The organism is Bacillus sp. hwrm1, from assembly GCF_040207805.1.
Taxonomy (GTDB): domain Bacteria; phylum Bacillota; class Bacilli; order Bacillales; family Bacillaceae; genus Bacillus; species Bacillus velezensis.
The window spans coordinates 4,105,835-4,130,000 of sequence record NZ_CP157943.1 but is presented as its reverse complement, the minus strand read 5'-3'; the positions used below and the strand labels follow the sequence as shown (position 1 = coordinate 4,130,000).

Sequence of the window (24,166 nt, the reverse complement as noted above, 5' to 3'; positions counted from 1 at the left end):
CTGTTATCTGGTTTTGAGAGAACACTCTCAATGGTTTGGTGGCGATAGCGAAGAGGTCACACCCGTTCCCATGCCGAACACGGAAGTTAAGCTCTTCAGCGCCGATGGTAGTCGGGGGTTTCCCCCTGTGAGAGTAGGACGCCGCCAAGCTATATTATGGTAAAGGCAGCTCATCATGAGCTGCCTTTTTTGTTTATAAGTATTGCTTCAGGAAATTAGAAACGTAATACGGAAATTTGCGTTCCGTGACATCTAAGAACCGGCGGATCATCACATAATCATCACTGACATGCTGTGTCAGCAGTTCATACCACCACTCCGTTTCATATCTCGCAATCATCCCGATATTGTAGAGGACCAAATAATGAATAATCATTTCCGGAAGATGCAGGAAGTGATCACGCTGAGAGGGAATGTAATATTGATTTTTCTCCAAGTGAAACAATAAATTTGGCGAAGACCAAGGTTCTCTGTCTATCGGGTCAGCCTCAAAAACCAAGTGGTTATGGTCTTTCCTCAGAAAAGACCACTTTAAATGATGGCTGATATATTCAGCAAATCGGGAATCAGACATATTGTAATGAATCACCGCATGCTCAGGCACTGAAATAAGGTCATCTTTGAGCTCTACTCGGGTCAGCCAATTCTTTTTCTCTTGGAAGTAAAAGACAGTATGCAATTCAGGTATGGCTGTCAGCAATTTCTTCATTGTGTACCGTTCTTCCTCAAGACCAGCTATCCCGAATAAGTGCTTCATTACATGAATACATAAGCCATTGCGCTGCACCTTCACTTCATCATCCCTAAAGGAGTAATTTTGCTTTTTGCGTTTCCGGGCAGTCACGCCATGCGCGAGTACTGAGGCGTGGCTTGGATAGCTTGGATCTGTGGTCAGAAGGCAGGCTTTCAGCAATTGTGACATCCCGTAAAACAACAGAATAGGCTTAATTTCTAAAGGGGAAAAAGATGCCTGTTTATAAAAGGACTCGGCGTGTTTGATAAAGAATATGAAGCGCTCACTGTTCTTAAACGCATATCGTTTTGGTTCTTCCATGCCGCTTTCTGTATAGACTTTGTTTAGAAATTTCTGGGAAGATTCTACGGAATAAAATAATGATAACTCTTTCCACTCATGATCTCTCATATGTATTTTTAAACCCTTTCCTTTATCTAAATATTTCAACTCTTTTTCGCTTCCTTGACATGCTGTTTTCTAGTTGATAATCTACATATAATATTTTGCCGAAAAGAGGGGGATTTACTAATGTGGGAAAGTAAATTTTCAAAAGAAGGCTTAACGTTCGATGATGTACTGCTCGTACCGGCTCAATCAGACGTACTTCCGCGTGATGTGGATTTATCTGTTGAACTGACAAAGACGTTAAAGCTTAACATTCCTGTCATCAGTGCGGGAATGGATACAGTAACAGAATCAGCTATGGCGATTGCGATGGCCAGACAGGGCGGCTTGGGTATTATTCATAAAAACATGTCCATCGAGCAGCAGGCTGAACATGTTGACAAAGTCAAACGTTCTGAACGGGGCGTTATTACAAATCCCTTCTTTTTAACACCTGATCATCAAGTATTCGATGCGGAGCATTTGATGGGGAAATATAGAATTTCCGGTGTTCCGATCGTAGATAATAAAGACGATCAAAAGCTTGTCGGTATCATTACAAACCGTGATCTTCGCTTTATCTCTGATTATTCAATGAAAATCAGTGATGTCATGACAAAAGAAGAGCTGGTTACGGCTCCTGTGGGAACCACATTAGACGAAGCAGAAAAAATCTTACAGAAACATAAAATTGAAAAACTTCCGTTAGTGGATGACCAAAACAAATTAAAAGGTCTTATCACGATCAAAGATATTGAAAAGGTTATCGAATTCCCGAATTCATCTAAAGATGAACACGGACGCCTTATTGTCGGCGCTGCGGTAGGCGTGACAGGCGATACAATGACACGCGTCAGCAAGCTTGTTGAAGCGAATGTCGACGTTATCGTGGTTGATACGGCTCACGGACATTCCAGAGGCGTACTGAACACAGTCGCGAAAATCCGTGAAACATATCCTGAACTGAACATTATCGCAGGAAATGTTGCAACGGCTGAAGCGACAAAAGCTCTGATTGAAGCCGGAGCAAATATTGTCAAAGTGGGAATCGGACCTGGTTCTATCTGTACGACACGCGTCGTTGCAGGTGTAGGCGTACCGCAGATCACTGCCATTTATGATTGTGCCACTGAAGCGAGAAAACACGGCGCGACAATTATCGCAGACGGCGGTATTAAATTCTCCGGAGATATTACGAAAGCGTTGGCTTCAGGCGGACATGCCGTAATGCTCGGAAGCCTGCTTGCCGGTACTTCAGAAAGCCCGGGAGAGACTGAAATCTATCAAGGCAGAAGATTTAAAGTGTATCGCGGTATGGGTTCTGTCGCTGCCATGGAAAAAGGCAGTAAAGACCGATATTTCCAAGAAGAAAATAAGAAATTCGTCCCTGAAGGTATCGAAGGACGGACTCCGTACAAAGGTCCTGTAGAAGAAACAGTGTATCAGCTTGTCGGCGGTCTTCGTTCAGGTATGGGATATTGCGGTTCAAAAGACTTGCGCGCTTTAAGAGAAGAGGCTCAATTCATCCGTATGACAGGTGCCGGACTTCGCGAAAGTCATCCGCATGATGTCCAAATTACGAAAGAATCACCAAACTATACAATCTCATAATTGTTACAAATAAAAAACATTTGACAGGGTCGCTGACTCTGTCTATTTTTTTTATATCGAGTGTGATAAAATTTATACTGTTGTGTTTTGAATTTGAATATGTCCTTAACGGCTTAATTATAGATTTAAAATGAATGACGGAGGTCGTAAGATTGAACATCACGAAATGGAAACAGCTGTTGGTGTCATTAGTGGTACTGGCACTGGCCGCAACTTGCTTTGTTCCAATGTCTAAAGCGGAGGCAGCCGGCAATGATCCGATTGATGTCAACGCATCAGCTGCGATAATGATTGAGGCTACATCGGGAAAAATTTTATACAGTAAAAATGCAGACAAAAGACTGCCGATTGCCAGCATGACAAAAATGATGACTGAATATCTGCTTCTGGAAGCCATTAAAGAAGGAAAAGTGAAATGGGATCAAACGTATACTCCTGATGATTATGTCTATGAAATTTCTCAAGACAACAGTTTATCAAACGTCCCCCTTCGAAAAGACGGCAAATACACGGTTAAAGAACTGTATCAGGCTATGGCGATTTACTCTGCCAATGGAGCCGCGATTGCAGTTGCCGAAATTCTTGCCGGAACTGAAACGAAATTTGTCGCTGAAATGAATGCGAAAGCCAAAGAATTAGGCATGACAAACTATGACTTTAAAAATGCCACAGGGCTTGTGAATGAAGACCTTCACGGCAAGCAGCCGCAAGGAGAAGGCGTTAAAGAAGAAAGTGAAGTTTCTGCTAAAGACATGGCGCTTCTTGCAGACCGCCTGATCACTGATTATCCGGAAGTTCTCAAAACAACAAGCATCGCTAAGACGAAATTCAGAGCCGGCACTGATGATGAAATGGACATGCCGAACTGGAACTTCATGTTAAAAGGTCTTGTTTCTGAATACCCTGGCGTTGACGGCTTAAAAACGGGTTCTACTGATTCTGCGGGATCTTGTTTTACAAGCACAGCACAGCGGAACGGAATGCGGGTCATCACCGTTGTATTAAACGCAAAAGGCAACCTGCATACCGGACGTTTTGATGAAACGAAAAAAATGCTCGATTACGCATTTAACGGCAATTTCTCAATGAAAGATCTTTACCCTGAAGGCTCTCAAGTAAAAGGGCACAAAACGATTGACGTTGAAAAAGGGAAAGACAAGCAAGTCGATATTGTTACTGACAAGGCGCTTTCTATTCCTGTGAAAAGCGGGGATGAAAAGAACTATAAAGCCGAAGTGACTTTAGATAAAAAAGAAATCACGGCTCCTGTGAAAAAGGGAACGAAAGTCGGAACGCTGACAGTTACATACAAAGGCAGTGACAAAGACTATGGCTTCCTCAAATCCAAAGAGTTCAGCGTGAATCTTGTAACGAAAAATGATGTAGATAAAGCAAACTGGTTTGTTCAGATGATGCGCGGCATCGGCGGATTCTTCTCCGGTATCTGGAACAGCGCCGTTGACACGGTAACAGGCTGGTTTTAAGAAATAAGAAAGAGCTCTGATGAAAGTTAGGGCTCTTTTGCTTAATATACTGAAAAAACCAAATTATTAGTAAAAAAATGATATCTATCTTATTCATCTCGCTGTAAAATAAGAATAACCATATGAAATATTGTATTTCTGGGATACAATAAGAGATAGAAATTATCTAACTATACATTGACTAGGGGGACCAAATAATGGCTCAAACAGGTACTGATCGTGTAAAACGCGGCATGGCGGAAATGCAAAAAGGCGGCGTCATCATGGACGTTGTAAATGCTGAACAAGCGAAGATTGCGGAAGAGGCGGGAGCTGTTGCCGTAATGGCGTTAGAACGCGTTCCGGCTGATATTCGCGCTGCCGGCGGTGTTGCCCGCATGGCTGATCCGACAATCGTTGAAGAAGTAATGAATGCTGTATCCATTCCCGTAATGGCAAAAGCGCGTATCGGACATATCGTTGAAGCGCGTGTCCTTGAAGCAATGGGAGTAGATTACATCGATGAAAGTGAAGTTCTGACTCCGGCTGACGAAGAATTTCATTTAAATAAAAACGAATATACAGTCCCGTTCGTATGCGGCTGCCGTGATCTCGGTGAAGCAACGCGCCGTATCGCCGAAGGAGCTTCCATGCTTCGTACAAAAGGCGAACCGGGAACAGGAAACATTGTGGAAGCTGTCCGCCATATGAGAAAAGTAAACGCGCAAGTGCGCAAAGTTGTTGCGATGAGCGATGATGAGCTGATGACTGAAGCTAAAAACCTCGGCGCTCCTTATGAACTGCTTCTTCAAATCAAGCGTGACGGCAAACTGCCTGTAGTGAACTTTGCTGCCGGCGGAGTAGCGACGCCTGCTGATGCGGCATTGATGATGCAGCTTGGCGCTGACGGCGTATTTGTCGGTTCAGGTATTTTCAAATCAGACAACCCTGCTAAATTCGCCAAAGCAATTGTTGAAGCAACGACTCATTACACAGACTACAAACTGATCGCTGAGCTTTCTAAAGAATTAGGCACAGCGATGAAAGGAATCGAAATCTCAAATCTATTGCCGGAACAGCGTATGCAAGAACGCGGCTGGTAAAACCATAGGAGAGCTGGAAGCATGTTAACAATTGGTGTACTTGGACTTCAAGGAGCAGTAAGAGAACATATTCGTTCAATTGAAGCATGTGGTTCAAAAGGTGTCGTCATTAAGCGTCCTGAACAGCTGAATGACATCGACGGCTTAATCCTGCCGGGCGGGGAAAGCACGACGATGCGGCGTTTAATGGATACGTATCATTTTATGGAGCCGCTTCGCGAGTTTGCCGCCCAAGGCAAGCCGATGTTCGGCACATGCGCCGGTCTGATTATTTTAGCCAAAGAGATAGCGGGAACGGATAACGCTCATTTAGGGCTGTTAAACGTTGTCGTCGAGCGTAACTCCTTTGGCCGTCAGGTCGACAGCTTTGAAGCTGATCTGACGATTAAAGGCCTTGATGAGCCTTTTACGGGTGTATTTATTCGCGCGCCGCATATTTTAGAAGCCGGAGAAGATGTTGAAGTGCTTTGTGAGCATAACGGACGCATCGTGGCTGCAAAGCAGGGGAATTTCCTCGGCTGCTCGTTCCATCCTGAACTGACAGATGATCACCGGGTGACAGAGCTGTTTGTGAAGATGGCGGAAAAGCATAAGCAGGAAACAGCTGTATAAAACAGTTGAAAACCGCTGATACTTATAGTACATTATAAACACAAATAAAGATCGAAAAGCGTTGACAGGAAGCAGTAGGAAGCCTCTCTTTCAAAGAGAGCCGATGGGTGGTGCGAATCGGTGAAAGATGCTGTCCGAATCCGTCCTTGAGCGAAATGCTGAAAACAAGTAGGCATTTACGGGAAACCGTTATGTGTTAAAGCGGGAAGCAAGTGTGAGCTTGTTTTCAATCAGGGTGGCAACGCGAGAGCTCTCGTCCCTTTTAGGGGATGAGGGCTCTTTTTTATTTTCGATAAAAACAGATAGGAGTTGTTAGGCATGATTGATACGAAGGTGCTGAGAGCCAATTTTCAAGAGGTAAAAGCGAAGCTCATTCCAAAAGGCGAAGACTTATCTGACTTTGACAAGTTTGAAGAGCTGGACGAAAAGAGAAGAGAGCTTATCGGTAAAGTAGAAGAACTGAAGGGAAAACGCAATGAAGTATCTCAGCAGGTCGCCGTATTGAAACGGGAGAAAAAAGACGCTGATCATATTATTAAAGAGATGCGCGAAGTGGGCGAAGAAATTAAGAAGCTTGATGAAGAGCTTCGTACTGTCGAAACGACGCTCGAAACCATCCTTCTGTCTATTCCGAACATCCCGCACGATTCAGTGCCCGTCGGGGAAACGGAAGATGATAACATTGAAATCCGCAAGTGGGGAGAGGCGCCGGCATTTTCATATGAGCCGAAACCGCATTGGGATATCGCAGACCATTTAAACATTCTTGATTTCGAACGCGCTTCAAAAGTAACAGGCAGCCGGTTTGTGTTTTATAAAGGATTAGGCGCACGCCTCGAACGCGCGCTCTACAACTTTATGCTGGATCTTCACGTTGATGAATATGATTACACGGAAGTCATTCCTCCTTATATGGTAAACCGTACGAGCATGACAGGCACGGGACAGCTTCCTAAATTTGAAGAGGATGCTTTTAAAATCAGAGAAGAGGATTATTTCTTAATTCCGACGGCGGAAGTGCCGATTACAAATATGCACCGCGATGAAATCTTATCCGGTGAGAACCTGCCGATCAATTATGCCGCATTCAGCGCTTGCTTCCGTTCAGAAGCGGGATCTGCCGGTCGTGATACACGCGGTTTGATCCGCCAGCATCAGTTCAACAAGGTTGAGCTTGTGAAATTCGTGAAGCCGGAAGATTCTTATGAGGAGCTTGAAAAACTGACGAATCAAGCTGAGCGGGTGCTTCAGCTGCTTGAACTGCCGTATCGTGTCATGAGCATGTGTACCGGTGATCTCGGCTTTACAGCCGCGAAAAAGTACGATATTGAGGTATGGATTCCAAGCCAAGACACATACCGTGAAATTTCTTCTTGCAGTAACTTTGAGGCCTTCCAGGCGAGACGCGCAAACATTCGATTCAGACGCGAAGCGAAAGGCAAGCCGGAGCATGTGCATACATTAAACGGTTCAGGTCTTGCAGTCGGCAGAACAGTAGCTGCCATCTTAGAAAACTATCAGCAGGAAGATGGAAGTGTCATCATTCCGAAAGTGCTTCGTCCTTATATGGGAAATAAAGAAGTCATCAAACCATAAAAAGGTGCGCCCTAGAGGCGCGCCTTTTTTGCTGCCCGGTATAGAGCGGCGGCATTCCGGGCTGTGCTTTCAAGGTTAAAACGGCCGGATGCTAAGGCGTCTTCAAGACTTACAGCGCCGGGCACGATAGAAAATACAGCTGTTATTCCTGCGCTGTAAACATGCTCGAAATTCTTGCCTAAGGAGCCCGCCAATGCGATAACGGGAATTTCTTGAGCGGAAGCACGTTCGGCGATCCCGGCGGGGGTTTTGCCGAATATCGTTTGTCCGTCAATCTGGCCCTCTCCGGTAATGACAAGGTCAGCGCCTCTTATCTGATCTGAGAAGGACAGTGTATCTAATACAACGTCAATCCCGCTTTGAAGTTCTGCTTGTAAGAAAGCGATCAGTCCAGCGCCTAAACCTCCCGCGGCGCCCGCGCCTTTTACGGTATCCGCTTCGATATCGTGCTGACGTCTCAATACGTCAGCGAAATGGCGTAAGTTGCGATCCAATACAACTTTAGTCTTCTCGGACGCCCCTTTTTGCGGGCCGAAGACATATGACGCGCCGTTTTTACCGGTCAGAGGATTTTCGACATCACATGCGGCACGGATACGGATATGTTTCAGATCAGGAGAGAGACCGCTTATATCAATAGAAGCTAGGGTGTGCAGAGCGCCTCCGCCGTCAGGTATCTCCTGACCTTCCTCATTTAAGAAACGCACACTGAGCGCGCTCGCCATTCCTGTTCCGCCGTCATTGGTTGCGCTCCCGCCAAGCCCGATGATGATCTCACCCGCCCCGCGGGAAGCTGCATCTGCTATCAGTTCACCAGTTCCTCTTGTCGTTGTGTTCAACGGATCTCTGAGATGGCGGGGAACGAGATGAAGTCCCGATGCTTCCGCCATTTCAATGACTGCCGTGCGTCCGTCTCCCAGAAGTCCATATGCGGCGTTTACCGGCGTTCCCAGCGGACCGGTCACAGTTTTTTGGATGATGCTTCCGCCAGTGGCATCCGTCAAAGCCTGAACGGTTCCTTCTCCGCCGTCGGCCGCAGGTATCTTGATATATTCCGCGTCAGGGAAGATCGCTTTGAATCCTTTTTCTATGCTGTCAGCGGCTTCTTTTGATGTCATGCTTTCTTTGAAAGAATCCGGTGCAATGATGATTTTCATTATGTTCTCCACCTTTATGAGCAGGTATCTGTTTGAATCTATTCTTGATTTTTACTGTGTTTTCCTGCCCGTATGGCATACTGAGGTTGAATTGGACGCAAGACTTTTGTATGATAGTAAAGCTGACGGACAAGCCGTTTAAGAAATAAAATAAAAAAATGAAAAAGCGCTTGACTGAAATTTAGGTCATGTGGTATATTATTAAATGTCGATACGGAGGAATACCCAAGTCTGGCTGAAGGGATCGGTCTTGAAAACCGACAGGGGTGTCAAAGCCCGCGGGGGTTCGAATCCCTCTTCCTCCGCCATATTGATTTTAAACCTAATGAAACTCGAGCATATATTGGAGATTGTTTTGTCCGCTGCATGTGATGCAGCGGATTTTTTATATGCAAAAAAAGCGATTTTCTCTGTTCGGGGAAAATCGCTTTGTTATTTTTATTTATTTCTGTTTTCGTTGATCACGTGACTGATTTTTTCGATCAAAGGTTCCAGTGACTGTTCATCAGCTTCAAGGTCATAATCTTCAATGCGTACTTTCAGCACAGGGCAGGCGTTAAAACCGCTGATCCAGTCTTCGTACCGTGTATACATCTCTTCCCAATAGGATCGGTTTGTCTGCAGCTCCATCTCGCGGCCCCGCTTTTCAATCCGGTTTATAATGTTTTCAAGGTCGCCTTCTAAATAGATCAAAACATCAGGATGCGGGAAGTACGGCGTCATGACCATCGCCTCAAATAGACTTGTGTATGTTGTGTAATCTGTCAGCGACATGGTTCCTTTATCGGCATGCATTTTTGCGAATATGCCTGTATCTTCATAAATCGAACGGTCCTGCACGAATCCGCCGCCTGATTCAAACATGTTTTTCTGCTCTTTGAACCGCTCAGCCAGAAAATAAATTTGCAAATGGAAGCTCCAGCGTTCAAAATCGTGATAAAACTTCTCTAAATAAGGGTTTTCATCCACTTCTTCGAGTGAGGTATGAAACCCGAGCCGTTTTGCTAAAGCTTTGGTCAAAGTCGATTTTCCGACTCCTACCGTTCCCGCTACTGTGATAATGGCGTTGTTTGGAATATGAATGTCTTTCATTTAATAAGCTCCTTTACCTGACGGGCAATTCTTTCATAGTCTGTCTTATTCAAAACAAAGTCTTCAGTATCACCGTCAATGGTCAGTACAGATATATCCGGATCTTCTTCCTGAAGCTGTCTGATGGCTGTGTCGTAATCTGCAATGAGACGTTCCAGATATTGATGCTCGATATTTTTCTCAAACGGGCGCCCGCGTTTTTCAATGCGTTGAAGCAATGTCGGCAGGCTTGCCTTTATGTATACAATGATATTCGGTTTCGGCAGGTCGTGAGTGAGCAGATGATAAATCTGCTTATATTTCTCAAGCTTTTGGCCGTGCAATGTACGCTCTGCGAAAATAACATTTTTATAAATATGATAATCGGACAAAACGGGCTGTCCTTGTTTTAAATAATCTCGGTCGGTGTCTTCAAGCTGTTTATACCTGTGACAAAGAAAAAACATTTCAAGCTGGAAACTCCACTCCTCGATATTGTCATAAAACTTATCGAGATAAGGGTTGTCTTCCACAATCTCATTAATCATAGGAAAACCGAGCTCTTCAGAAAGCATCGTAGCGAGTGTCGTTTTTCCTGCCCCGATAGGACCTTCTACCGCGATAAAAGGGGCTCTGTTCATTGAAAATCCTCCTTAATTCTGCAAACATCCGTCAGCTGCCGGCCTTTATATTGTATCACACTCTCAGAAAAGCCCATGAAAAAAGACGCTTCCAATTAACGAAACGTCTCTTTCACAATATGAAATTGATCGTTGAGCAAAAGCCAGTTTTGCGGGAAAGAAAGGCCGAGTTTCCAATAGCTGATCCCTCTTAAATGCAGTTCTTTAATTAAATTGAATTTCGCTTGAATGGATCGTGCGTCTTCAAACCATACTTCATGCCGTCTCTGATTTTCATCCGTGTAACGAAAGAATGGAGCCTGGGCGGTTTCGTCATATTGAATGTCGACTTTATGGCGTGCTGCCAGAGCGATTGCCTGCTGAGGACTGACGGCTTTAGCTGTCGTTCCCTGTTTAAAAGGCAGTGTCCAATCGTAGCCGTACATGTTCTGGCCCATAACGATTTTTGAAGAAGGCATTTCCGTCAGCGCGTACTCAATGACATTTCTTACAGGGCCGATAGGTGATACGGCCTGAGCCGGGCCTCCGCTGTACCCCCACTCATATGTCATGATTACGACAAAATCGACGATTTCTCCATGTGCCCTATAGTCATGTGCTTCGTACCATTTACCGGCCTGGGTCGCGCTCGTTTTCGGAGCAAGCGCCGTTGAAATCTTCCAGCCTTCCCGATGAAAAATCGTCCTCGCTTCACGTAAAAAACGATTGTAGGCTTCTCTGTCCTGTGGACGTAAATATTCGAAATCAAAGTGAATATCGCGAAAGCCGTACTTTTTAGCCGTGGAGACGATTTCCTGAAAGAGTTTTGTTTTCACTGTATTGTCATTCAAGATGAGCCGCCCGAGTTCATCGCTGAATGCGTCATTTTCAAGGTTGGTGATGATCATCATCAGGGTGGTGTTGTGCCTGTCACTGATGCTTTTTAAATTGGTCAGAGGCGGTTCCTTTAAAGTCCCGTTCCGCTGCACTTGAAAACTGAATGCGCCAAGGTATGTTAAATAAGGAGAGGCCTCCCTTGCCGCCTGCTGCAGATTAGCGCTTACGCTCGTTCCCCGCGGTTCTATATATGCGTTTGATTCGATATCGGGCTTATTCGCCTGCTGCGGAATGTAAAGGCGGGTTCCGGCTCTCAATGTGGTGCCGGGCTGAATTCCGTTAACCCTCGCAAGCTCCGCGGCCGATATATGGAAACGGCCGGCGATTGCCGCAAGAGTATCACCTTGTTTCACTTCGTAATATTGACCCTCAATCGGGATGACAAGGGTTTGTCCGACAACCAATGTATTTGGATTAGGCAGTTTATTTGCTTCCGCAATGACATTTGCGGCAGTCCGGTAGCGCGCCGCAATAGCGGAAAGCGTGTCGCCCCGTTTCACTATATAGATCTGAATGAAAAACGCCTCCTTTCATATCCGCTATCAAATATATGAAAAAAGGAGGCTGATCATGTTTATTTTTCGGCGGTAATTTGTTTTTCCGTGGTTATTTCTGCGAAGAGAACATTCTCCATCATGGTCAAAGCGAAATCATTGTCCTCGTCGTTATTGGAAGCGGTGCAGTCTTTCGGAATGGTAATGCTGTATTCTCTCATATAGGCGTCGTTGGCCGTGAACAGCACACAAATGTTCCCGGCAATCCCCGTGATGATTAATCGGTTCACTTGTAATTCGGTCAGAAGGGTGTGAAGCGCCGTTTCGTAAAAAGCGGAATGCTTCGGTTTAATGAGAAAATAATCATCCGGCTGAGGCGAAATATCTTTTATAATGGGGGCGCTTCTGTTGTTGCTGCATTCCTCCCTGATGGCATCAATATCAGCCTTCCAGAGCCCGTAATGATCATTAATATAAATAATCGGCCAGTTGCTTTGTTTTGCATGCTTCTTTAATGATAAAATACGGGGGACAATTTGTTTGGTTTTTTCAGCAAGACGTTCGCCCATATCAAATTGAAAATTGTTGATCATATCGACAATCAGAAGGGCTGTGTTGTTAGGTTCAGACAATACCGGCAACTCCTTTCTGCTGGGGTATTCCTATTTTAACCTTTATGAGACATGAAAAAACTTAAGAAGAGAGCTCGAACCTATGAATGATGAATATTATATGAGAGAAGCCATAAAAGAAGCGAAGAAAGCCGAAGCGAAAGGTGAAGTGCCGATCGGAGCAGTTCTTGTTCTGCATGATGAGATCGTGGCGCGGGCGCATAACCTGCGGGAGACTGAACAGAGGTCGCTTGCCCACGCCGAAATGCTGGCGATAGACGAAGCGTGCTGTAAGCTGGGGACATGGAGACTTGAGGATGCCGTTCTTTATGTCACTTTGGAGCCGTGTCCGATGTGCGCGGGAGCCGTCGTGCTTTCGAGAGTCGATAAGGTCGTATTCGGCGCATTTGATCCCAAGGGGGGCTGTACAGGAACGCTGATGAACCTCTTGCAGGAAGAGCGGTTCAACCACCAAGCGGAAGTGGTGAGCGGCGTGCTCGGAGAAGAGTGCGGAGAAATGCTCAGCGCTTTTTTCAGAAAGCTGCGCCGGCAAAAGAAAGACATGAGGAAAAAGTTGTCTGAGTAGTACGGTTGCATTTTCTGCCTGAAGCAGATATACTTATGTGTGCATCATGAATGGTGCGCATATAAAAATTTGATATTTATTTTGCCGTGCTAAGCGGGGAGGTAGCGGTGCCCTGTACCCGCAATCCGCTCTAGCGGGGCCGAATCCCTTCTCGAGGTTCGTTTACTGTAAGGTCTGCCTTAAGTAAGTGGCGTTGACGTCTGGGTCCTGCGCAATGGGAATTCATGAACCATGTCAGGTCCGGAAGGAAGCAGCATTAAGTGAAACCTCTCATGTGCCGCAGGGTTGCCTGGGCTGAGCTAACTGCTTAAGTAACGCTTAGGGTAGCGAATCGACAGAAGGTGCACGGTAAATCAATCATCAAATTTCAGACTCACCTGTTTATGGCAGGTGAGTTTTTTCGTATATGAAAAACGGGTTTTGGCGTTAAAAGCACGTTCATGTATAATAAACATGATGAATAACAGAGGAGGGCGCATCCTGTGGGTTACCAAGCTTTATATCGAGTATTTAGGCCTCAGCAGTTTGAAGATGTGGTCGGACAGGAACACATTACGAAAACGCTGCAAAATGCCCTTTTGCAAAAGAAATTTTCTCATGCATATCTGTTTTCTGGACCGCGGGGAACGGGAAAAACCAGTGCAGCTAAAATATTTGCGAAAGCAGTCAACTGTGAGCACGCCCCCGTAGAAGAACCGTGCAATGAATGTGCGGCGTGCAAGGGGATCACAAACGGCTCTATATCAGATGTGATTGAAATAGATGCGGCGTCGAATAACGGCGTAGACGAAATCCGCGACATCCGTGACAAAGTAAAATTCGCCCCGTCGGCCGTCACCTACAAAGTATATATTATAGATGAGGTGCATATGCTCTCTATCGGCGCATTCAATGCGCTTCTGAAAACGCTGGAAGAACCGCCGGCACATTGCATTTTCATATTAGCTACGACTGAGCCCCATAAGATTCCTTTAACCATTATCTCCAGATGTCAGCGTTTTGACTTCAAACGGATTACATCCAAAGCAATTGTCGGACGAATGAAGACAATCGTCGATGCAGAGCAGCTGAAGGTGGAAGAAGGAGCCCTTGATATCATAGCGAGTGCTGCGGACGGAGGAATGAGGGACGCGCTGAGCCTGCTCGATCAAGCCGTATCATTCAGCGGCGAGGAGCTGTCGGTGGATGATGCATTGCTCATTACCGGAGCCGTTTCTCAGCACTATATTGGAAAACTGGCATCTGCTCTTCACCGCAAACAGGTTTCCGAGGCATTGGAAACACTGAATGAATTGCTCCAGCAAGGGAAAGATGCGGCCAAACTGATTGAAGATATGATTTTCTATTTCAGGGATATGCTCTTGTACCAGGCCGCTCCCGGTTTAGAAGGAGTCCTGGAGAAGGTGAAGGTCGATGAAACGTTTCGGAATCTGAGCGGTGACATACCGGCCCCCGCTTTATATGAGATGATTGATATCCTGAATAAAAGCCATCAGGAAATGAAGTGGACGAACCACCCAAGAATCTTTTTTGAAGTGGCTGTCGTGAAAATATGCCAGACGGCACAGCAATCCGCCGGAGACATCCCTGAGGTCGGCATGCTGATGAATAAGATTCAGCAGCTTGAGCAGGAAGTAGAAAGGCTGAAAACCTCCGGTGTGAAGGTTCAGATGGAAAGCGCTCCGAAAGAAGCTCCGCGTCCTCAAAAAGGCGGAAAAAGCCATTACAAAGCTCCGGTCGGAAGAATTCATGAGATATTGAAGGAAGCCACAAGACCTGAACTTGAACAGCTTAAAAGCAGCTGGGGCAAGCTGCTGGCACACCTGAAACAGCAGAATAAGGTGTCTCATGCGGCTCTGTTGAATGACAGTGAACCGGTGGCTGCTGCTCAAAAGGCATTTGTGCTTAAATTTAAATACGAAATCCATTGTAAAATGGTTGCAGAAGACAATAACGGAGTCCGTACGAATCTTGAACAGATTCTCGAATCAATGCTCGGGAAAAGAATGGATTTGATTGGCGTTCCGGAAGCACAATGGGGTAAAATAAGAGAAGAATTTTTAAATGATCACCAGCAGGAAAGTGAAGGATCAAACGAACCGGCTGAAGAAGATCCGCTGATTGCAGAGGCGAAAAAACTTGTTGGAGCGGATTTAATCGAAATAAAAGACTAATAAGATGAAAGAGAGTGATTGAATATGCGTGGCGGAATGGGAAATATGCAAAAAATGATGAAACAAATGCAAAAAATGCAAAAGGATATGGCGAAGGCTCAGGAGGAGCTTGCTGAAAAAGTGCTTGAAGGCACAGCAGGCGGCGGTATGGTGACTGTAAAAGTCAACGGCCAAAAAGAAGTTGTAGACATTGCCATTAAAGAAGAAGTCGTTGATCCGGAAGATATCGAAATGCTTCAGGACCTGGTTCTTGCTGCGACAAACGACGCCCTCAAAAAAGTGGATGACATGACGAATGAGACAATGGGACAATTTACAAAAGGAATGAACATACCGGGTTTATTCTAGGGGGATAAATAAACATGCAGTATCCTGAACCAATATCAAAGCTGATTGACAGCTTTATGAAATTGCCAGGGATCGGACCGAAAACAGCGGTTCGTCTGGCTTTTTTTGTTCTAGGTATGAAAGAAGACACAGTATTGGATTTTGCTAAGGCGCTTGTCAATGCGAAGCGGAATCTGACATATTGCTCGATTTGCGGACATATAACAGATCAAGACCCTTGTTATATATGTGAGGACACAAGAAGGGATAAGTCTGTTATTTGTGTCGTGCAGGACCCTAAGGATGTGATCGCAATGGAGAAAATGAAGGAATATAACGGCCAGTACCATGTTCTTCACGGCGCGATTTCACCAATGGACGGCATCGGCCCGGAGGATATTAAGATTCCGGAGCTGCTGAAACGTCTTCAGGATGATCAAGTGACAGAAGTCATTCTCGCAACCAACCCTAATATTGAAGGGGAAGCAACAGCGATGTATATATCAAGGCTGTTAAAGCCCTCAGGCATCAAGCTCTCCCGTATTGCCCACGGTCTGCCCGTCGGCGGTGATTTGGAATATGCTGATGAGGTCACTCTTTCAAAAGCTCTTGAAGGAAGACGTGAATTGTAAGGGAGGAAAAAGCAAGGCATGGGTTTTCTTCGCAGAAATACATTAAGAAAAGAGTTTGACGAGAAGCTGATAGAACAGCTCTTTAAACAAAAAGAAGAATGGAACAGACAGAAGAGTCTGGTCGAGAAAAGTCTCGAGCCCTCCGCTGAGGTATTGTTTGAGCTGAAAGTCGCTGAATCTAAGTACTTTTTTTATTTGAAAGAAGCGAAGCAGCGGAATTTGAAAATGAGCAGATGGAAGTAAGAGGTCTATTCTCCGGGATCTTCTCATAAGCTTGTACTAAACAAGCGAGGGGGAAGATTCATGGAGCCTTTTTTCATTATCGGTTTGATTGTCGGTCTGGTTGCTTTGCTTTTTTTATGGGGAGTATCTTCAAAACCGTTAAGATGGATTGGTGTGACTGCGATTAAGTTTATTGCCGGTGCGATTCTGCTGGTGGGTGTGAACTTGTTCGGGAGCAGTCTCGGTATTCATATCCCTGTTAACCTGATTACAACGGGCATCAGCGGGATTCTGGGGATTCCCGGCATCGCAGCTTTGATAGTCATTAAACGCTTCATCATTTAATTTGTCGATTATTGTTGACATGTTGGATCAAGGGTGGTATTCTAATATACGTCGCTGATGACGAAACGATTTTTTGAAAAAGAAATTTTAAAAAGTTGTTGACGGCACTAACACTGATGTGTTAAGATAATTAAGTCGCTTCAAGAGCGGCGGACAAAGTTCTTTGAAAACTAAACAAGACAAAACGTACCTGTTAATTCAAAGTTTTAAATAAATCGCACAGCGATGTGCGTAGTCAGTCAAACTACTTTATCGGAGAGTTTGATCCTGGCTCAGGACGAACGCTGGCGGCGTGCCTAATACATGCAAGTCGAGCGGACAGATGGGAGCTTGCTCCCTGATGTTAGCGGCGGACGGGTGAGTAACACGTGGGTAACCTGCCTGTAAGACTGGGATAACTCCGGGAAACCGGGGCTAATACCGGATGGTTGTCTGAACCGCATGGTTCAGACATAAAAGGTGGCTTCGGCTACCACTTACAGATGGACCCGCGGCGCATTAGCTAGTTGGTGAGGTAACGGCTCACCAAGGCGACGATGCGTAGCCGACCTGAGAGGGTGATCGGCCACACTGGGACTGAGACACGGCCCAGACTCCTACGGGAGGCAGCAGTAGGGAATCTTCCGCAATGGACGAAAGTCTGACGGAGCAACGCCGCGTGAGTGATGAAGGTTTTCGGATCGTAAAGCTCTGTTGTTAGGGAAGAACAAGTACCGTTCAAATAGGGCGGCACCTTGACGGTACCTAACCAGAAAGCCACGGCTAACTACGTGCCAGCAGCCGCGGTAATACGTAGGTGGCAAGCGTTGTCCGGAATTATTGGGCGTAAAGGGCTCGCAGGCGGTTTCTTAAGTCTGATGTGAAAGCCCCCGGCTCAACCGGGGAGGGTCATTGGAAACTGGGGAACTTGAGTGCAGAAGAGGAGAGTGGAATTCCACGTGTAGCGGTGAAATGCGTAGAGATGTGGAGGAACACCAGTGGCGAAGGCGACTCTCTGGTCTGTAACTGACGCTGAGGAGCGAAAGCGTGGGGAGCGAACAGGATTAGATACCCTGGTAGTCCACGCCGTAAACGATGAGTGCTAAGTGTTAGGGGGTTTCCGCCCCTTAGTGCTGCAGCTAACGCATTAAGCACTCCGCCTGGGGAGTACGGTCGCAAGACTGAAACTCAAAGGAATTGACGGGGGCCCGCACAAGCGGTGGAGCATGTGGTTTAATTCGAAGCAACGCGAAGAACCTTACCAGGTCTTGACATCCTCTGACAATCCTAGAGATAGGACGTCCCCTTCGGGGGCAGAGTGACAGGTGGTGCATGGTTGTCGTCAGCTCGTGTCGTGAGATGTTGGGTTAAGTCCCGCAACGAGCGCAACCCTTGATCTTAGTTGCCAGCATTCAGTTGGGCACTCTAAGGTGACTGCCGGTGACAAACCGGAGGAAGGTGGGGATGACGTCAAATCATCATGCCCCTTATGACCTGGGCTACACACGTGCTACAATGGACAGAACAAAGGGCAGCGAAACCGCGAGGTTAAGCCAATCCCACAAATCTGTTCTCAGTTCGGATCGCAGTCTGCAACTCGACTGCGTGAAGCTGGAATCGCTAGTAATCGCGGATCAGCATGCCGCGGTGAATACGTTCCCGGGCCTTGTACACACCGCCCGTCACACCACGAGAGTTTGTAACACCCGAAGTCGGTGAGGTAACCTTTTAGGAGCCAGCCGCCGAAGGTGGGACAGATGATTGGGGTGAAGTCGTAACAAGGTAGCCGTATCGGAAGGTGCGGCTGGATCACCTCCTTTCTAAGGATTTTAACGGAATATAAGACCTTGGGTCTTATAAACAGAACGTTCCCTGTCTTGTTTAGTTTTGAAGGAACTTTGATTCTTTCATATGGTAGATGGGCCTGTAGCTCAGCTGGTTAGAGCGCACGCCTGATAAGCGTGAGGTCGGTGGTTCGAGTCCACTCAGGCCCACCATCTTTACCCAATACGGGGCCTTAGCTCAGCTGGGAGAGCGCCTGCTTTGCACGCAGGAGGTCAGCGGTTCGATCCCGCTAGGCTCCACCAACGTGTTCTTTGAAAACTAGATAACAGAAGTAATTCACATTCAATTAGTAATGCAAGATATCACGTAGTGATTCTTTTTAACGGTTAAGTTAGAAAGGGCGCACGGTGGATGCCTTGGCACTAGGAGCCGATGAAGGACGGGACGAACACCGATATGCTTCGGGGAGCTGTAAGCAAGCTTTGATCCGGAGATTTCCGAATGGGGAAACCCACCACTCGTAATGGAGTGGTATCCATATCTGAATACATAGGATATGAGAAGGCAGACCCGGGGAACTGAAACATCTAAGTACCCGGAGGAAGAGAAAGCAAATGCGATTCCCTGAGTAGCGGCGAGCGAAACGGGACCAGCCCAAACCAAGAGGCTTGCCTCTTGGGGTTGTAGGACACTCTGTACGGAGTTACAAAGGAACGAGGTAGATGAAGAGGTCTGGAAAGGCCCGCCATAGAAGGTAACAGCCCTGTAGTCAAAACTTCGTTCTCTCCTGAGTGGATCCTGAGTACGGCGGAACACGTGAAATTCCGTCGGAATCCGGGAGGACCATCTCCCAAGGCTAAATACTCCCTAGTGACCGATAGTGAACCAGTACCGTGAGGGAAAGGTGAAAAGCACCCCGGAAGGGGAGTGAAAGAGATCCTGAAACCGTGTGCCTACAAGTAGTCAGAGCCCGTTAACGGGTGATGGCGTGCCTTTTGTAGAATGAACCGGCGAGTTACGATCCCGTGCAAGGTTAAGCAGAAGATGCGGAGCCGCAGCGAAAGCGAGTCTGAATAGGGCGAATTGAGTACGTGGTCGTAGACCCGAAACCAGGTGATCTACCCATGTCCAGGGTGAAGTTCAGGTAACACTGAATGGAGGCCCGAACCCACGCACGTTGAAAAGTGCGGGGATGAGGTGTGGGTAGGGGTGAAATGCCAATCGAACCTGGAGATAGCTGGTTCTCTCCGAAATAGCTTTAGGGCTAGCCTCAAGGTAAGAGTCTCGGAGGTAGAGCACTGATTGGACTAGGGGCCCCTACCGGGTTACCGAATTCAGTCAAACTCCGAATGCCGATGACTTATCCTTGGGAGTCAGACTGCGAGTGATAAGATCCGTAGTCGAAAGGGAAACAGCCCAGACCGCCAGCTAAGGTCCCAAAGTATACGTTAAGTGGAAAAGGATGTGGAGTTGCTTAGACAACCAGGATGTTGGCTTAGAAGCAGCCACCATTTAAAGAGTGCGTAATAGCTCACTGGTCGAGTGACTCTGCGCCGAAAATGTACCGGGGCTAAACGTATCACCGAAGCTGCGGACTGTTCTTCGAACAGTGGTAGGAGAGCGTTCTAAGGGCTGTGAAGCAAGACCGGAAGGACTTGTGGAGCGCTTAGAAGTGAGAATGCCGGTATGAGTAGCGAAAGAGGGGTGAGAATCCCCTCCACCGAATGCCTAAGGTTTCCTGAGGAAGGCTCGTCCGCTCAGGGTTAGTCGGGACCTAAGCCGAGGCCGAAAGGCGTAGGCGATGGACAACAGGTTGATATTCCTGTACCACCTCCTCACCATTTGAGCAATGGGGGGACGCAGGAGGATAGGGTAAGCGCGGTATTGGATATCCGCGTCCAAGCAGTTAGGCTGGGAAATAGGCAAATCCGTTTCCCGTGAAGGCTGAGCTGTGATGGCGAGCGAATTATAGTAGCGAAGTTCCTGATTCCACACTGCCAAGAAAAGCCTCTAGCGAGGTGAGAGGTGCCCGTACCGCAAACCGACACAGGTAGGCGAGGAGAGAATCCTAAGGTGATCGAGAGAACTCTCGTTAAGGAACTCGGCAAAATGACCCCGTAACTTCGGGAGAAGGGGTGCTCTGTTAGGGTGCAAGCCCGAGAGAGCCGCAGTGAATAGGCCCAGGCGACTGTTTAGCAAAAACACAGGTCTCTGCGAAGCCGTAAGGCGAAGTATAGGGGCTGACGCCTGCCCGGTGCTGGAAGGTTAAGAGGAGCGCTTAGCGTAAGCGAAGGTGCGAATTGAAGCCCCAGTAAACGGCGGCCGTAACTATAACGGTCCTAAGGTAGCGAAATTCCTTGTCGGGTAAGTTCCGACCCGCACGAAAGGCGCAACGATCTGGGCACTGTCTCAACGAGAGACTCGGTGAAATTATAGTACCTGTGAAGATGCAGGTTACCCGCGACAGGACGGAAAGACCCCGTGGAGCTTTACTGCAGCCTGATATTGAATGTTGGTACAGCTTGTACAGGATAGGTAGGAGCCTTGGAAATCGGAGCGCCAGCTTCGGTGGAGGCATCGGTGGGATACTACCCTGGCTGTATTGACCTTCTAACCCGCCGCCCTTATCGGGCGGGGAGACAGTGTCAGGTGGGCAGTTTGACTGGGGCGGTCGCCTCCTAAAAGGTAACGGAGGCGCCCAAAGGTTCCCTCAGAATGGTTGGAAATCATTCGCAGAGTGTAAAGGCACAAGGGAGCTTGACTGCGAGACCTACAAGTCGAGCAGGGACGAAAGTCGGGCTTAGTGATCCGGTGGTTCCGCATGGAAGGGCCATCGCTCAACGGATAAAAGCTACCCCGGGGATAACAGGCTTATCTCCCCCAAGAGTCCACATCGACGGGGAGGTTTGGCACCTCGATGTCGGCTCATCGCATCCTGGGGCTGTAGTCGGTCCCAAGGGTTGGGCTGTTCGCCCATTAAAGCGGTACGCGAGCTGGGTTCAGAACGTCGTGAGACAGTTCGGTCCCTATCCGTCGCGGGCGCAGGAAATTTGAGAGGAGCTGTCCTTAGTACGAGAGGACCGGGATGGACGCACCGCTGGTGTACCAGTTGTTCTGCCAAGGGCATCGCTGGGTAGCTATGTGCGGACGGGATAAGTGCTGAAAGCATCTAAGCATGAAGCCCCCCTCAAGATGAGATTTCCCATTCCGCAAGGAAGTAAGATCCCTGAAAGATGATCAGGTTGATAGGTCTGAGGTGGAAGTGTGGCGACACATGGAGCTGACAGATACTAATCGATCGAGGACTTAACCAATTTGAATGTATGCTTACTGTTATCTAGTTTTGAGAGAACACTCTCAATGGTTTGGTGGCGATAGCGAAGAGGTCACACCCGTTCCCATGCCGAACACGGAAGTTAAGCTCTTCAGCGCCGATGGTAGTCGGGGGTTTCCCCCTGTGAGAGTAGGACGCCGCCAAGCTATCATTACGGTAAAGGCAGCTCATCATGAGCTGCCTTTTTTGTTTTTGAATAAAAACAAAACAAACACCGAAATACGGAAACGCCCATATACTAATTGCAAACTTCAAAAAGGTCCAAATTGTGTATACAATCAACAGCTTAAGGGAAGGCTATTCATACGGAGGTGGGCAAAATGAATGAAACGTCCAGCCATGAAGAAACATGTATTGTGTGTGAAACCAAAAAAAGCAGGGGAATCCATATTTATACGAAATTTATATGTTTAGAGTGTGAGAAGAAAGTAGTTTCCACTCCGACCTCTGATCCAAATTATGAATTTTTCGTTCGTAAACTGAAAAGCCTTCATACACCGACGTTATATTCTTAACCCTGAAAAGGGTCTTTTTTTTGCCTGAAATCAGAGGAGTTTTTACACTTTTTATAAAAGAACTGATACGATAAGAAGAGGAACTTGTTTAGACATGGAATGTAATAGATAATACTGATAAAAGTGAATAAATAGGAGTCGATCAAGTATGAAACCGTTTATTCAATATATGAAATGGACGCTTTGCGGCAGCACAGTTTTTGTATTAGCGGGGATAACCTTCTTTACGATAGGGCATCAGCCTTTTTTGTATTCGTTTTTATACGGGGCAGCCAGCGGAGCCGCTGCCAGTGCGGCCGGTCTGTGGAATGCGAAGCGTCTCTTTTTAAAAAAACACCGGCTGACAAGAAAAGAATATGCTTATATCAAGGAAAATCTTGAGGAAGCAAAGGGTAAAATCATCCGATTACGCAGGGCGCTTTTTCGCTCTAAAAGTATACAAATGCTGAAGCAGAATGCAGAGATACTGCGGATAACCCGGCGAATATATCTGCTCACAAAGCAAGAGCCGAAGCGTTTTTATCAGGCAGAGCGTTTCTATTATCAAACGCTTGATTCTGTTGTGGAACTGACGGAAAAGTATGCTCTGCTCTCATCACAGCCGCGAAAAAATAAAGATTTATCAATGTCTTTGAGTGAGACGAGGATGACTCTGGCAGAGCTTTCCAGAAGGCTGGAAGAGGATCTTCATGAACTGATGAAGGAGGACATCGACGACCTGCACTTTGAATTAGATGTGGCAAAGCATTCACTGAGAAAATAAGAAAGGAAGAAGGAAATGGCCAAAGACCGTTCCGACGACAGCATGGGCGCCCAAAATGACCAGACCCCTCTAAAGCTTGCAGATACGCTGCCGGAAGAAAAAAGAGAAGCGGCACTTCAGCTCGCTGAAAAACTGGACCCTGAGAACATGCAAAGCATTGTACTGTTTGGTTCACAGGCGCAGGCGAATCTTCTGGAATTTTCCCACACGATGATAGAGCACGTTCAAAGAAAAGATGCAGGAGAGATGGGACAGATACTGGCTGATTTGATGCTGAAGCTTGACCAGGTCAACCCTGATGATCTGCAGATGAAGAACAAAGGGTTTTTCGCCAGGCTGTTTAAAAGGGTGTCCGGTTCTGTACAGGAAGTGCTTTCGAAATATCAAAAGACAAGTGTGCAGATTGACCGTATCAGCAGAAGGCTGGAACATTCTAAAAATGTGCTGTTGAGTGACAATAAATTGTTAGATCAGCTGTACGCCCAAAATAAACAGTACTTTACTGATTTAACTATGTATATAGCAGCGGGGGAATTAAAATCAGATGAGCTGAAAACAAAGCTGATACCCGAAGCGGCAAGAAAAGCCGAATTACAAGAACACAATCAAATGGCCGCGCAGGAAGTGAATGATCTTCGCCAGTTTGCCGACCGTCTGGATAAGAGGGTGCATGATCTGCTGTTGAGCAGGCAGATTACGCTTCAGAGTGCGCCGCAAATCCGCCTGATTCAAAACACGAATCAGGCACTGGCAGAGAAAATTCAGTCCTCCATTGTTACGGCTATTCCTTTATGGAAGAATCAAGTCGCCATCGCGCTGACGCTTATGAGGCAGCGGAGTGCGGCAGATGTGCAGCAGAAGGCGGCAGATACGACAAATCAATTGCTGCTGAAAAACGCTGAACTTCTGAAAACAAGTACAGTCGAGACAGCGAAAGCCAATGAGCGCGGACTTGTTGAGGCAGAAACCCTCAAAAAAGTGCAGGAAAGCTTAGTCAGCACACTTGAAGAAATCATGTCTATTCAAGAAGAAGGCAGGATGAAACGCAGGCGTGCCGAGGAGGAGCTTGTTATCATGGAAGGCGATTTAAAAAAGAAGCTGCTTGATATGAGGTCCGGCCGGGATAACGGCTAGATGGCAAAAAGTCTT

20 protein-coding genes, 3 tRNA genes, 4 rRNA genes, 1 other RNA gene and 1 other annotated feature are annotated in these 24,166 nt (G+C 46.8%); of the genes, 22 read left to right on the top strand and 6 right to left on the bottom strand.

What is annotated here, in order from left to right; all coding sequences use genetic code 11:
• Positions 1–34: 34 nt before the first annotated feature.
• A 5S ribosomal RNA gene (rrf, locus tag ABK447_RS20825) occupies positions 35–150 on the top strand.
• Between the two features lie 43 nt (positions 151–193).
• Here the strand turns inward: rrf (ABK447_RS20825) and ABK447_RS20820 are convergent.
• Entirely contained in the window at positions 194–1,144 is a 951-nt protein-coding gene (locus ABK447_RS20820; RefSeq protein WP_033575339.1) for a YaaC family protein, read from the bottom strand.
• A 120-nt stretch (positions 1,145–1,264) separates the two neighbouring features.
• Between ABK447_RS20820 and guaB the strand changes: the two genes are divergently transcribed.
• From guaB to serS, 5 genes are all read left to right on the top strand, one after another.
• Positions 1,265–2,731 carry an IMP dehydrogenase gene (gene guaB, locus ABK447_RS20815; RefSeq protein ID WP_003150717.1) on the top strand — a complete coding sequence of 489 codons (1,467 nt, stop codon included), beginning with the start codon at positions 1,265–1,267 and terminating at the stop codon, positions 2,729–2,731.
• A gap of 152 nt (positions 2,732–2,883) precedes the next feature.
• Positions 2,884–4,215: a D-alanyl-D-alanine carboxypeptidase gene (gene dacA, locus ABK447_RS20810; protein WP_015416640.1), complete on the top strand. Its 1,332-nt coding sequence runs from the start codon at positions 2,884–2,886 to the stop codon at positions 4,213–4,215.
• A 197-nt stretch (positions 4,216–4,412) separates the two neighbouring features.
• Complete coding sequence (pdxS, locus tag ABK447_RS20805; RefSeq protein ID WP_003150714.1) at positions 4,413–5,297, top strand: pyridoxal 5'-phosphate synthase lyase subunit PdxS; 885 nt, start codon at positions 4,413–4,415, stop codon at positions 5,295–5,297.
• A gap of 21 nt (positions 5,298–5,318) precedes the next feature.
• The gene (pdxT, locus tag ABK447_RS20800; protein WP_007615126.1) at positions 5,319–5,909 is read left to right on the top strand and encodes a pyridoxal 5'-phosphate synthase glutaminase subunit PdxT; all 591 of its coding nucleotides are present in this window, start codon (positions 5,319–5,321) and stop codon (positions 5,907–5,909) included.
• 52 nt (positions 5,910–5,961) lie between these two features.
• Positions 5,962–6,173 (top strand) — a binding site (T-box leader).
• Positions 6,174–6,227: 54 nt separating this feature from the next.
• Positions 6,228–7,505: a serine--tRNA ligase gene (serS, locus tag ABK447_RS20795; protein ID WP_007408744.1), complete on the top strand. Its 1,278-nt coding sequence runs from the start codon at positions 6,228–6,230 to the stop codon at positions 7,503–7,505.
• A gap of 11 nt (positions 7,506–7,516) precedes the next feature.
• On the opposite strand, the gene ABK447_RS20790 is transcribed toward serS, so the two are convergent.
• Positions 7,517–8,662, bottom strand: a complete 1,146-nt coding sequence (locus ABK447_RS20790; protein ID WP_033575338.1) for a glycerate kinase — start codon at positions 8,660–8,662, stop codon at positions 7,517–7,519.
• Positions 8,663–8,877: 215 nt separating this feature from the next.
• On the opposite strand from ABK447_RS20790, the gene ABK447_RS20785 reads away from it, so the two are divergent.
• Positions 8,878–8,970, top strand: a tRNA-Ser gene (locus ABK447_RS20785).
• A 130-nt stretch (positions 8,971–9,100) separates the two neighbouring features.
• Here the strand turns inward: ABK447_RS20785 and dck are convergent.
• The 4 genes from dck to ABK447_RS20765 all read right to left on the bottom strand — a co-directional run bounded on the left by dck (position 9,101) and on the right by ABK447_RS20765 (position 12,337).
• A complete protein-coding gene (gene dck, locus ABK447_RS20780) occupies positions 9,101–9,754 on the bottom strand; it encodes a deoxyadenosine/deoxycytidine kinase (protein ID WP_007615132.1) in 654 nt (217 codons plus the stop codon).
• Complete coding sequence (gene dgk, locus ABK447_RS20775) at positions 9,751–10,374, bottom strand: deoxyguanosine kinase (protein ID WP_007408747.1); 624 nt, start codon at positions 10,372–10,374, stop codon at positions 9,751–9,753. Before dgk ends, dck begins: the two co-directional genes overlap by 4 nt.
• Positions 10,375–10,469: 95 nt before the next feature.
• The gene (locus tag ABK447_RS20770) at positions 10,470–11,753 is read right to left on the bottom strand and encodes a LysM peptidoglycan-binding domain-containing protein (RefSeq protein ID WP_032865225.1); all 1,284 of its coding nucleotides are present in this window, start codon (positions 11,751–11,753) and stop codon (positions 10,470–10,472) included.
• 71 nt (positions 11,754–11,824) lie between these two features.
• The gene (locus tag ABK447_RS20765; protein WP_050515851.1) at positions 11,825–12,337 is read right to left on the bottom strand and encodes an isochorismatase family cysteine hydrolase; all 513 of its coding nucleotides are present in this window, start codon (positions 12,335–12,337) and stop codon (positions 11,825–11,827) included.
• Positions 12,338–12,458: 121 nt separating this feature from the next.
• Between ABK447_RS20765 and tadA the strand changes: the two genes are divergently transcribed.
• The 15 genes from tadA to ABK447_RS20690 all read left to right on the top strand — a co-directional run bounded on the left by tadA (position 12,459) and on the right by ABK447_RS20690 (position 24,151).
• Positions 12,459–12,941, top strand: a complete 483-nt coding sequence (tadA, locus tag ABK447_RS20760) for a tRNA adenosine(34) deaminase TadA (protein WP_015416644.1) — start codon at positions 12,459–12,461, stop codon at positions 12,939–12,941.
• A gap of 84 nt (positions 12,942–13,025) precedes the next feature.
• Positions 13,026–13,290: signal recognition particle sRNA large type (gene ffs / locus ABK447_RS20755), an RNA gene on the top strand.
• Between the two features lie 133 nt (positions 13,291–13,423).
• Positions 13,424–15,115, top strand: coding sequence for a DNA polymerase III subunit gamma/tau (dnaX, locus tag ABK447_RS20750; protein WP_011996162.1), 1,692 nt, complete (start codon positions 13,424–13,426; stop codon positions 15,113–15,115).
• Positions 15,116–15,139: 24 nt separating this feature from the next.
• A complete protein-coding gene (locus ABK447_RS20745; RefSeq protein ID WP_007408754.1) occupies positions 15,140–15,463 on the top strand; it encodes a YbaB/EbfC family nucleoid-associated protein in 324 nt (107 codons plus the stop codon).
• A gap of 14 nt (positions 15,464–15,477) precedes the next feature.
• Positions 15,478–16,074: a recombination protein RecR gene (gene recR / locus ABK447_RS20740; protein WP_003150697.1), complete on the top strand. Its 597-nt coding sequence runs from the start codon at positions 15,478–15,480 to the stop codon at positions 16,072–16,074.
• 18 nt (positions 16,075–16,092) lie between these two features.
• Positions 16,093–16,317, top strand: coding sequence for a YaaL family protein (locus tag ABK447_RS20735; RefSeq protein WP_007408755.1), 225 nt, complete (start codon positions 16,093–16,095; stop codon positions 16,315–16,317).
• Between the two features lie 60 nt (positions 16,318–16,377).
• Positions 16,378–16,641, top strand: a complete 264-nt coding sequence (locus tag ABK447_RS20730) for a pro-sigmaK processing inhibitor BofA family protein (protein ID WP_015239014.1) — start codon at positions 16,378–16,380, stop codon at positions 16,639–16,641.
• A gap of 249 nt (positions 16,642–16,890) precedes the next feature.
• Positions 16,891–18,440: ribosomal RNA gene (locus ABK447_RS20725) — 16S ribosomal RNA — on the top strand.
• 100 nt (positions 18,441–18,540) lie between these two features.
• Positions 18,541–18,617, top strand: a tRNA-Ile gene (locus ABK447_RS20720).
• A gap of 14 nt (positions 18,618–18,631) precedes the next feature.
• Positions 18,632–18,707: transfer RNA gene (locus ABK447_RS20715), tRNA-Ala, on the top strand.
• Positions 18,708–18,789: 82 nt separating this feature from the next.
• Positions 18,790–21,719: ribosomal RNA gene (locus ABK447_RS20710) — 23S ribosomal RNA — on the top strand.
• A 50-nt stretch (positions 21,720–21,769) separates the two neighbouring features.
• Positions 21,770–21,885, top strand: a 5S ribosomal RNA gene (rrf, locus tag ABK447_RS20705).
• The 16S, 23S and 5S rRNA genes sit together here with 2 tRNA genes alongside, the layout of an rRNA operon.
• A gap of 174 nt (positions 21,886–22,059) precedes the next feature.
• Positions 22,060–22,254 carry a sigma factor G inhibitor Gin gene (locus ABK447_RS20700; RefSeq protein WP_007409914.1) on the top strand — a complete coding sequence of 65 codons (195 nt, stop codon included), beginning with the start codon at positions 22,060–22,062 and terminating at the stop codon, positions 22,252–22,254.
• A 148-nt stretch (positions 22,255–22,402) separates the two neighbouring features.
• Positions 22,403–23,017 (top strand): 5-bromo-4-chloroindolyl phosphate hydrolysis family protein, encoded by a 615-nt coding sequence (locus ABK447_RS20695; RefSeq protein ID WP_221664327.1) that lies wholly within the window; start codon positions 22,403–22,405, stop codon positions 23,015–23,017.
• 15 nt (positions 23,018–23,032) lie between these two features.
• The gene (locus ABK447_RS20690; RefSeq protein WP_015416647.1) at positions 23,033–24,151 is read left to right on the top strand and encodes a toxic anion resistance protein; all 1,119 of its coding nucleotides are present in this window, start codon (positions 23,033–23,035) and stop codon (positions 24,149–24,151) included.
• Positions 24,152–24,166: the final 15 nt, after the last annotated feature.

What these genes read in the sequence shown, in the direction of transcription:
- ABK447_RS20790 (WP_033575338.1), bottom strand. Translation starts at nt 8,662, where the DNA reads ATGAAAATCATCATTGCACCGGATTCTTTCAAAGAAAGCATGACATCA.
- pdxT (WP_007615126.1), top strand. Translation starts at nt 5,319, where the DNA reads ATGTTAACAATTGGTGTACTTGGACTTCAAGGAGCAGTAAGAGAACAT.
- ABK447_RS20695 (WP_221664327.1), top strand. Translation starts at nt 22,403, where the DNA reads ATGAAACCGTTTATTCAATATATGAAATGGACGCTTTGCGGCAGCACA.
- pdxS (WP_003150714.1), top strand. Translation starts at nt 4,413, where the DNA reads ATGGCTCAAACAGGTACTGATCGTGTAAAACGCGGCATGGCGGAAATG.
- ABK447_RS20690 (WP_015416647.1), top strand. Translation starts at nt 23,033, where the DNA reads ATGGCCAAAGACCGTTCCGACGACAGCATGGGCGCCCAAAATGACCAG.
- dgk (WP_007408747.1), bottom strand. Translation starts at nt 10,374, where the DNA reads ATGAACAGAGCCCCTTTTATCGCGGTAGAAGGTCCTATCGGGGCAGGA.
- ABK447_RS20745 (WP_007408754.1), top strand. Translation starts at nt 15,140, where the DNA reads ATGCGTGGCGGAATGGGAAATATGCAAAAAATGATGAAACAAATGCAA.
- dck (WP_007615132.1), bottom strand. Translation starts at nt 9,754, where the DNA reads ATGAAAGACATTCATATTCCAAACAACGCCATTATCACAGTAGCGGGA.
- ABK447_RS20730 (WP_015239014.1), top strand. Translation starts at nt 16,378, where the DNA reads ATGGAGCCTTTTTTCATTATCGGTTTGATTGTCGGTCTGGTTGCTTTG.
- guaB (WP_003150717.1), top strand. Translation starts at nt 1,265, where the DNA reads ATGTGGGAAAGTAAATTTTCAAAAGAAGGCTTAACGTTCGATGATGTA.
- ABK447_RS20735 (WP_007408755.1), top strand. Translation starts at nt 16,093, where the DNA reads ATGGGTTTTCTTCGCAGAAATACATTAAGAAAAGAGTTTGACGAGAAG.
- ABK447_RS20700 (WP_007409914.1), top strand. Translation starts at nt 22,060, where the DNA reads ATGAATGAAACGTCCAGCCATGAAGAAACATGTATTGTGTGTGAAACC.
- ABK447_RS20765 (WP_050515851.1), bottom strand. Translation starts at nt 12,337, where the DNA reads ATGATCAACAATTTTCAATTTGATATGGGCGAACGTCTTGCTGAAAAA.
- ABK447_RS20820 (WP_033575339.1), bottom strand. Translation starts at nt 1,144, where the DNA reads ATGAGAGATCATGAGTGGAAAGAGTTATCATTATTTTATTCCGTAGAA.
- serS (WP_007408744.1), top strand. Translation starts at nt 6,228, where the DNA reads ATGATTGATACGAAGGTGCTGAGAGCCAATTTTCAAGAGGTAAAAGCG.
- tadA (WP_015416644.1), top strand. Translation starts at nt 12,459, where the DNA reads ATGAATGATGAATATTATATGAGAGAAGCCATAAAAGAAGCGAAGAAA.
- recR (WP_003150697.1), top strand. Translation starts at nt 15,478, where the DNA reads ATGCAGTATCCTGAACCAATATCAAAGCTGATTGACAGCTTTATGAAA.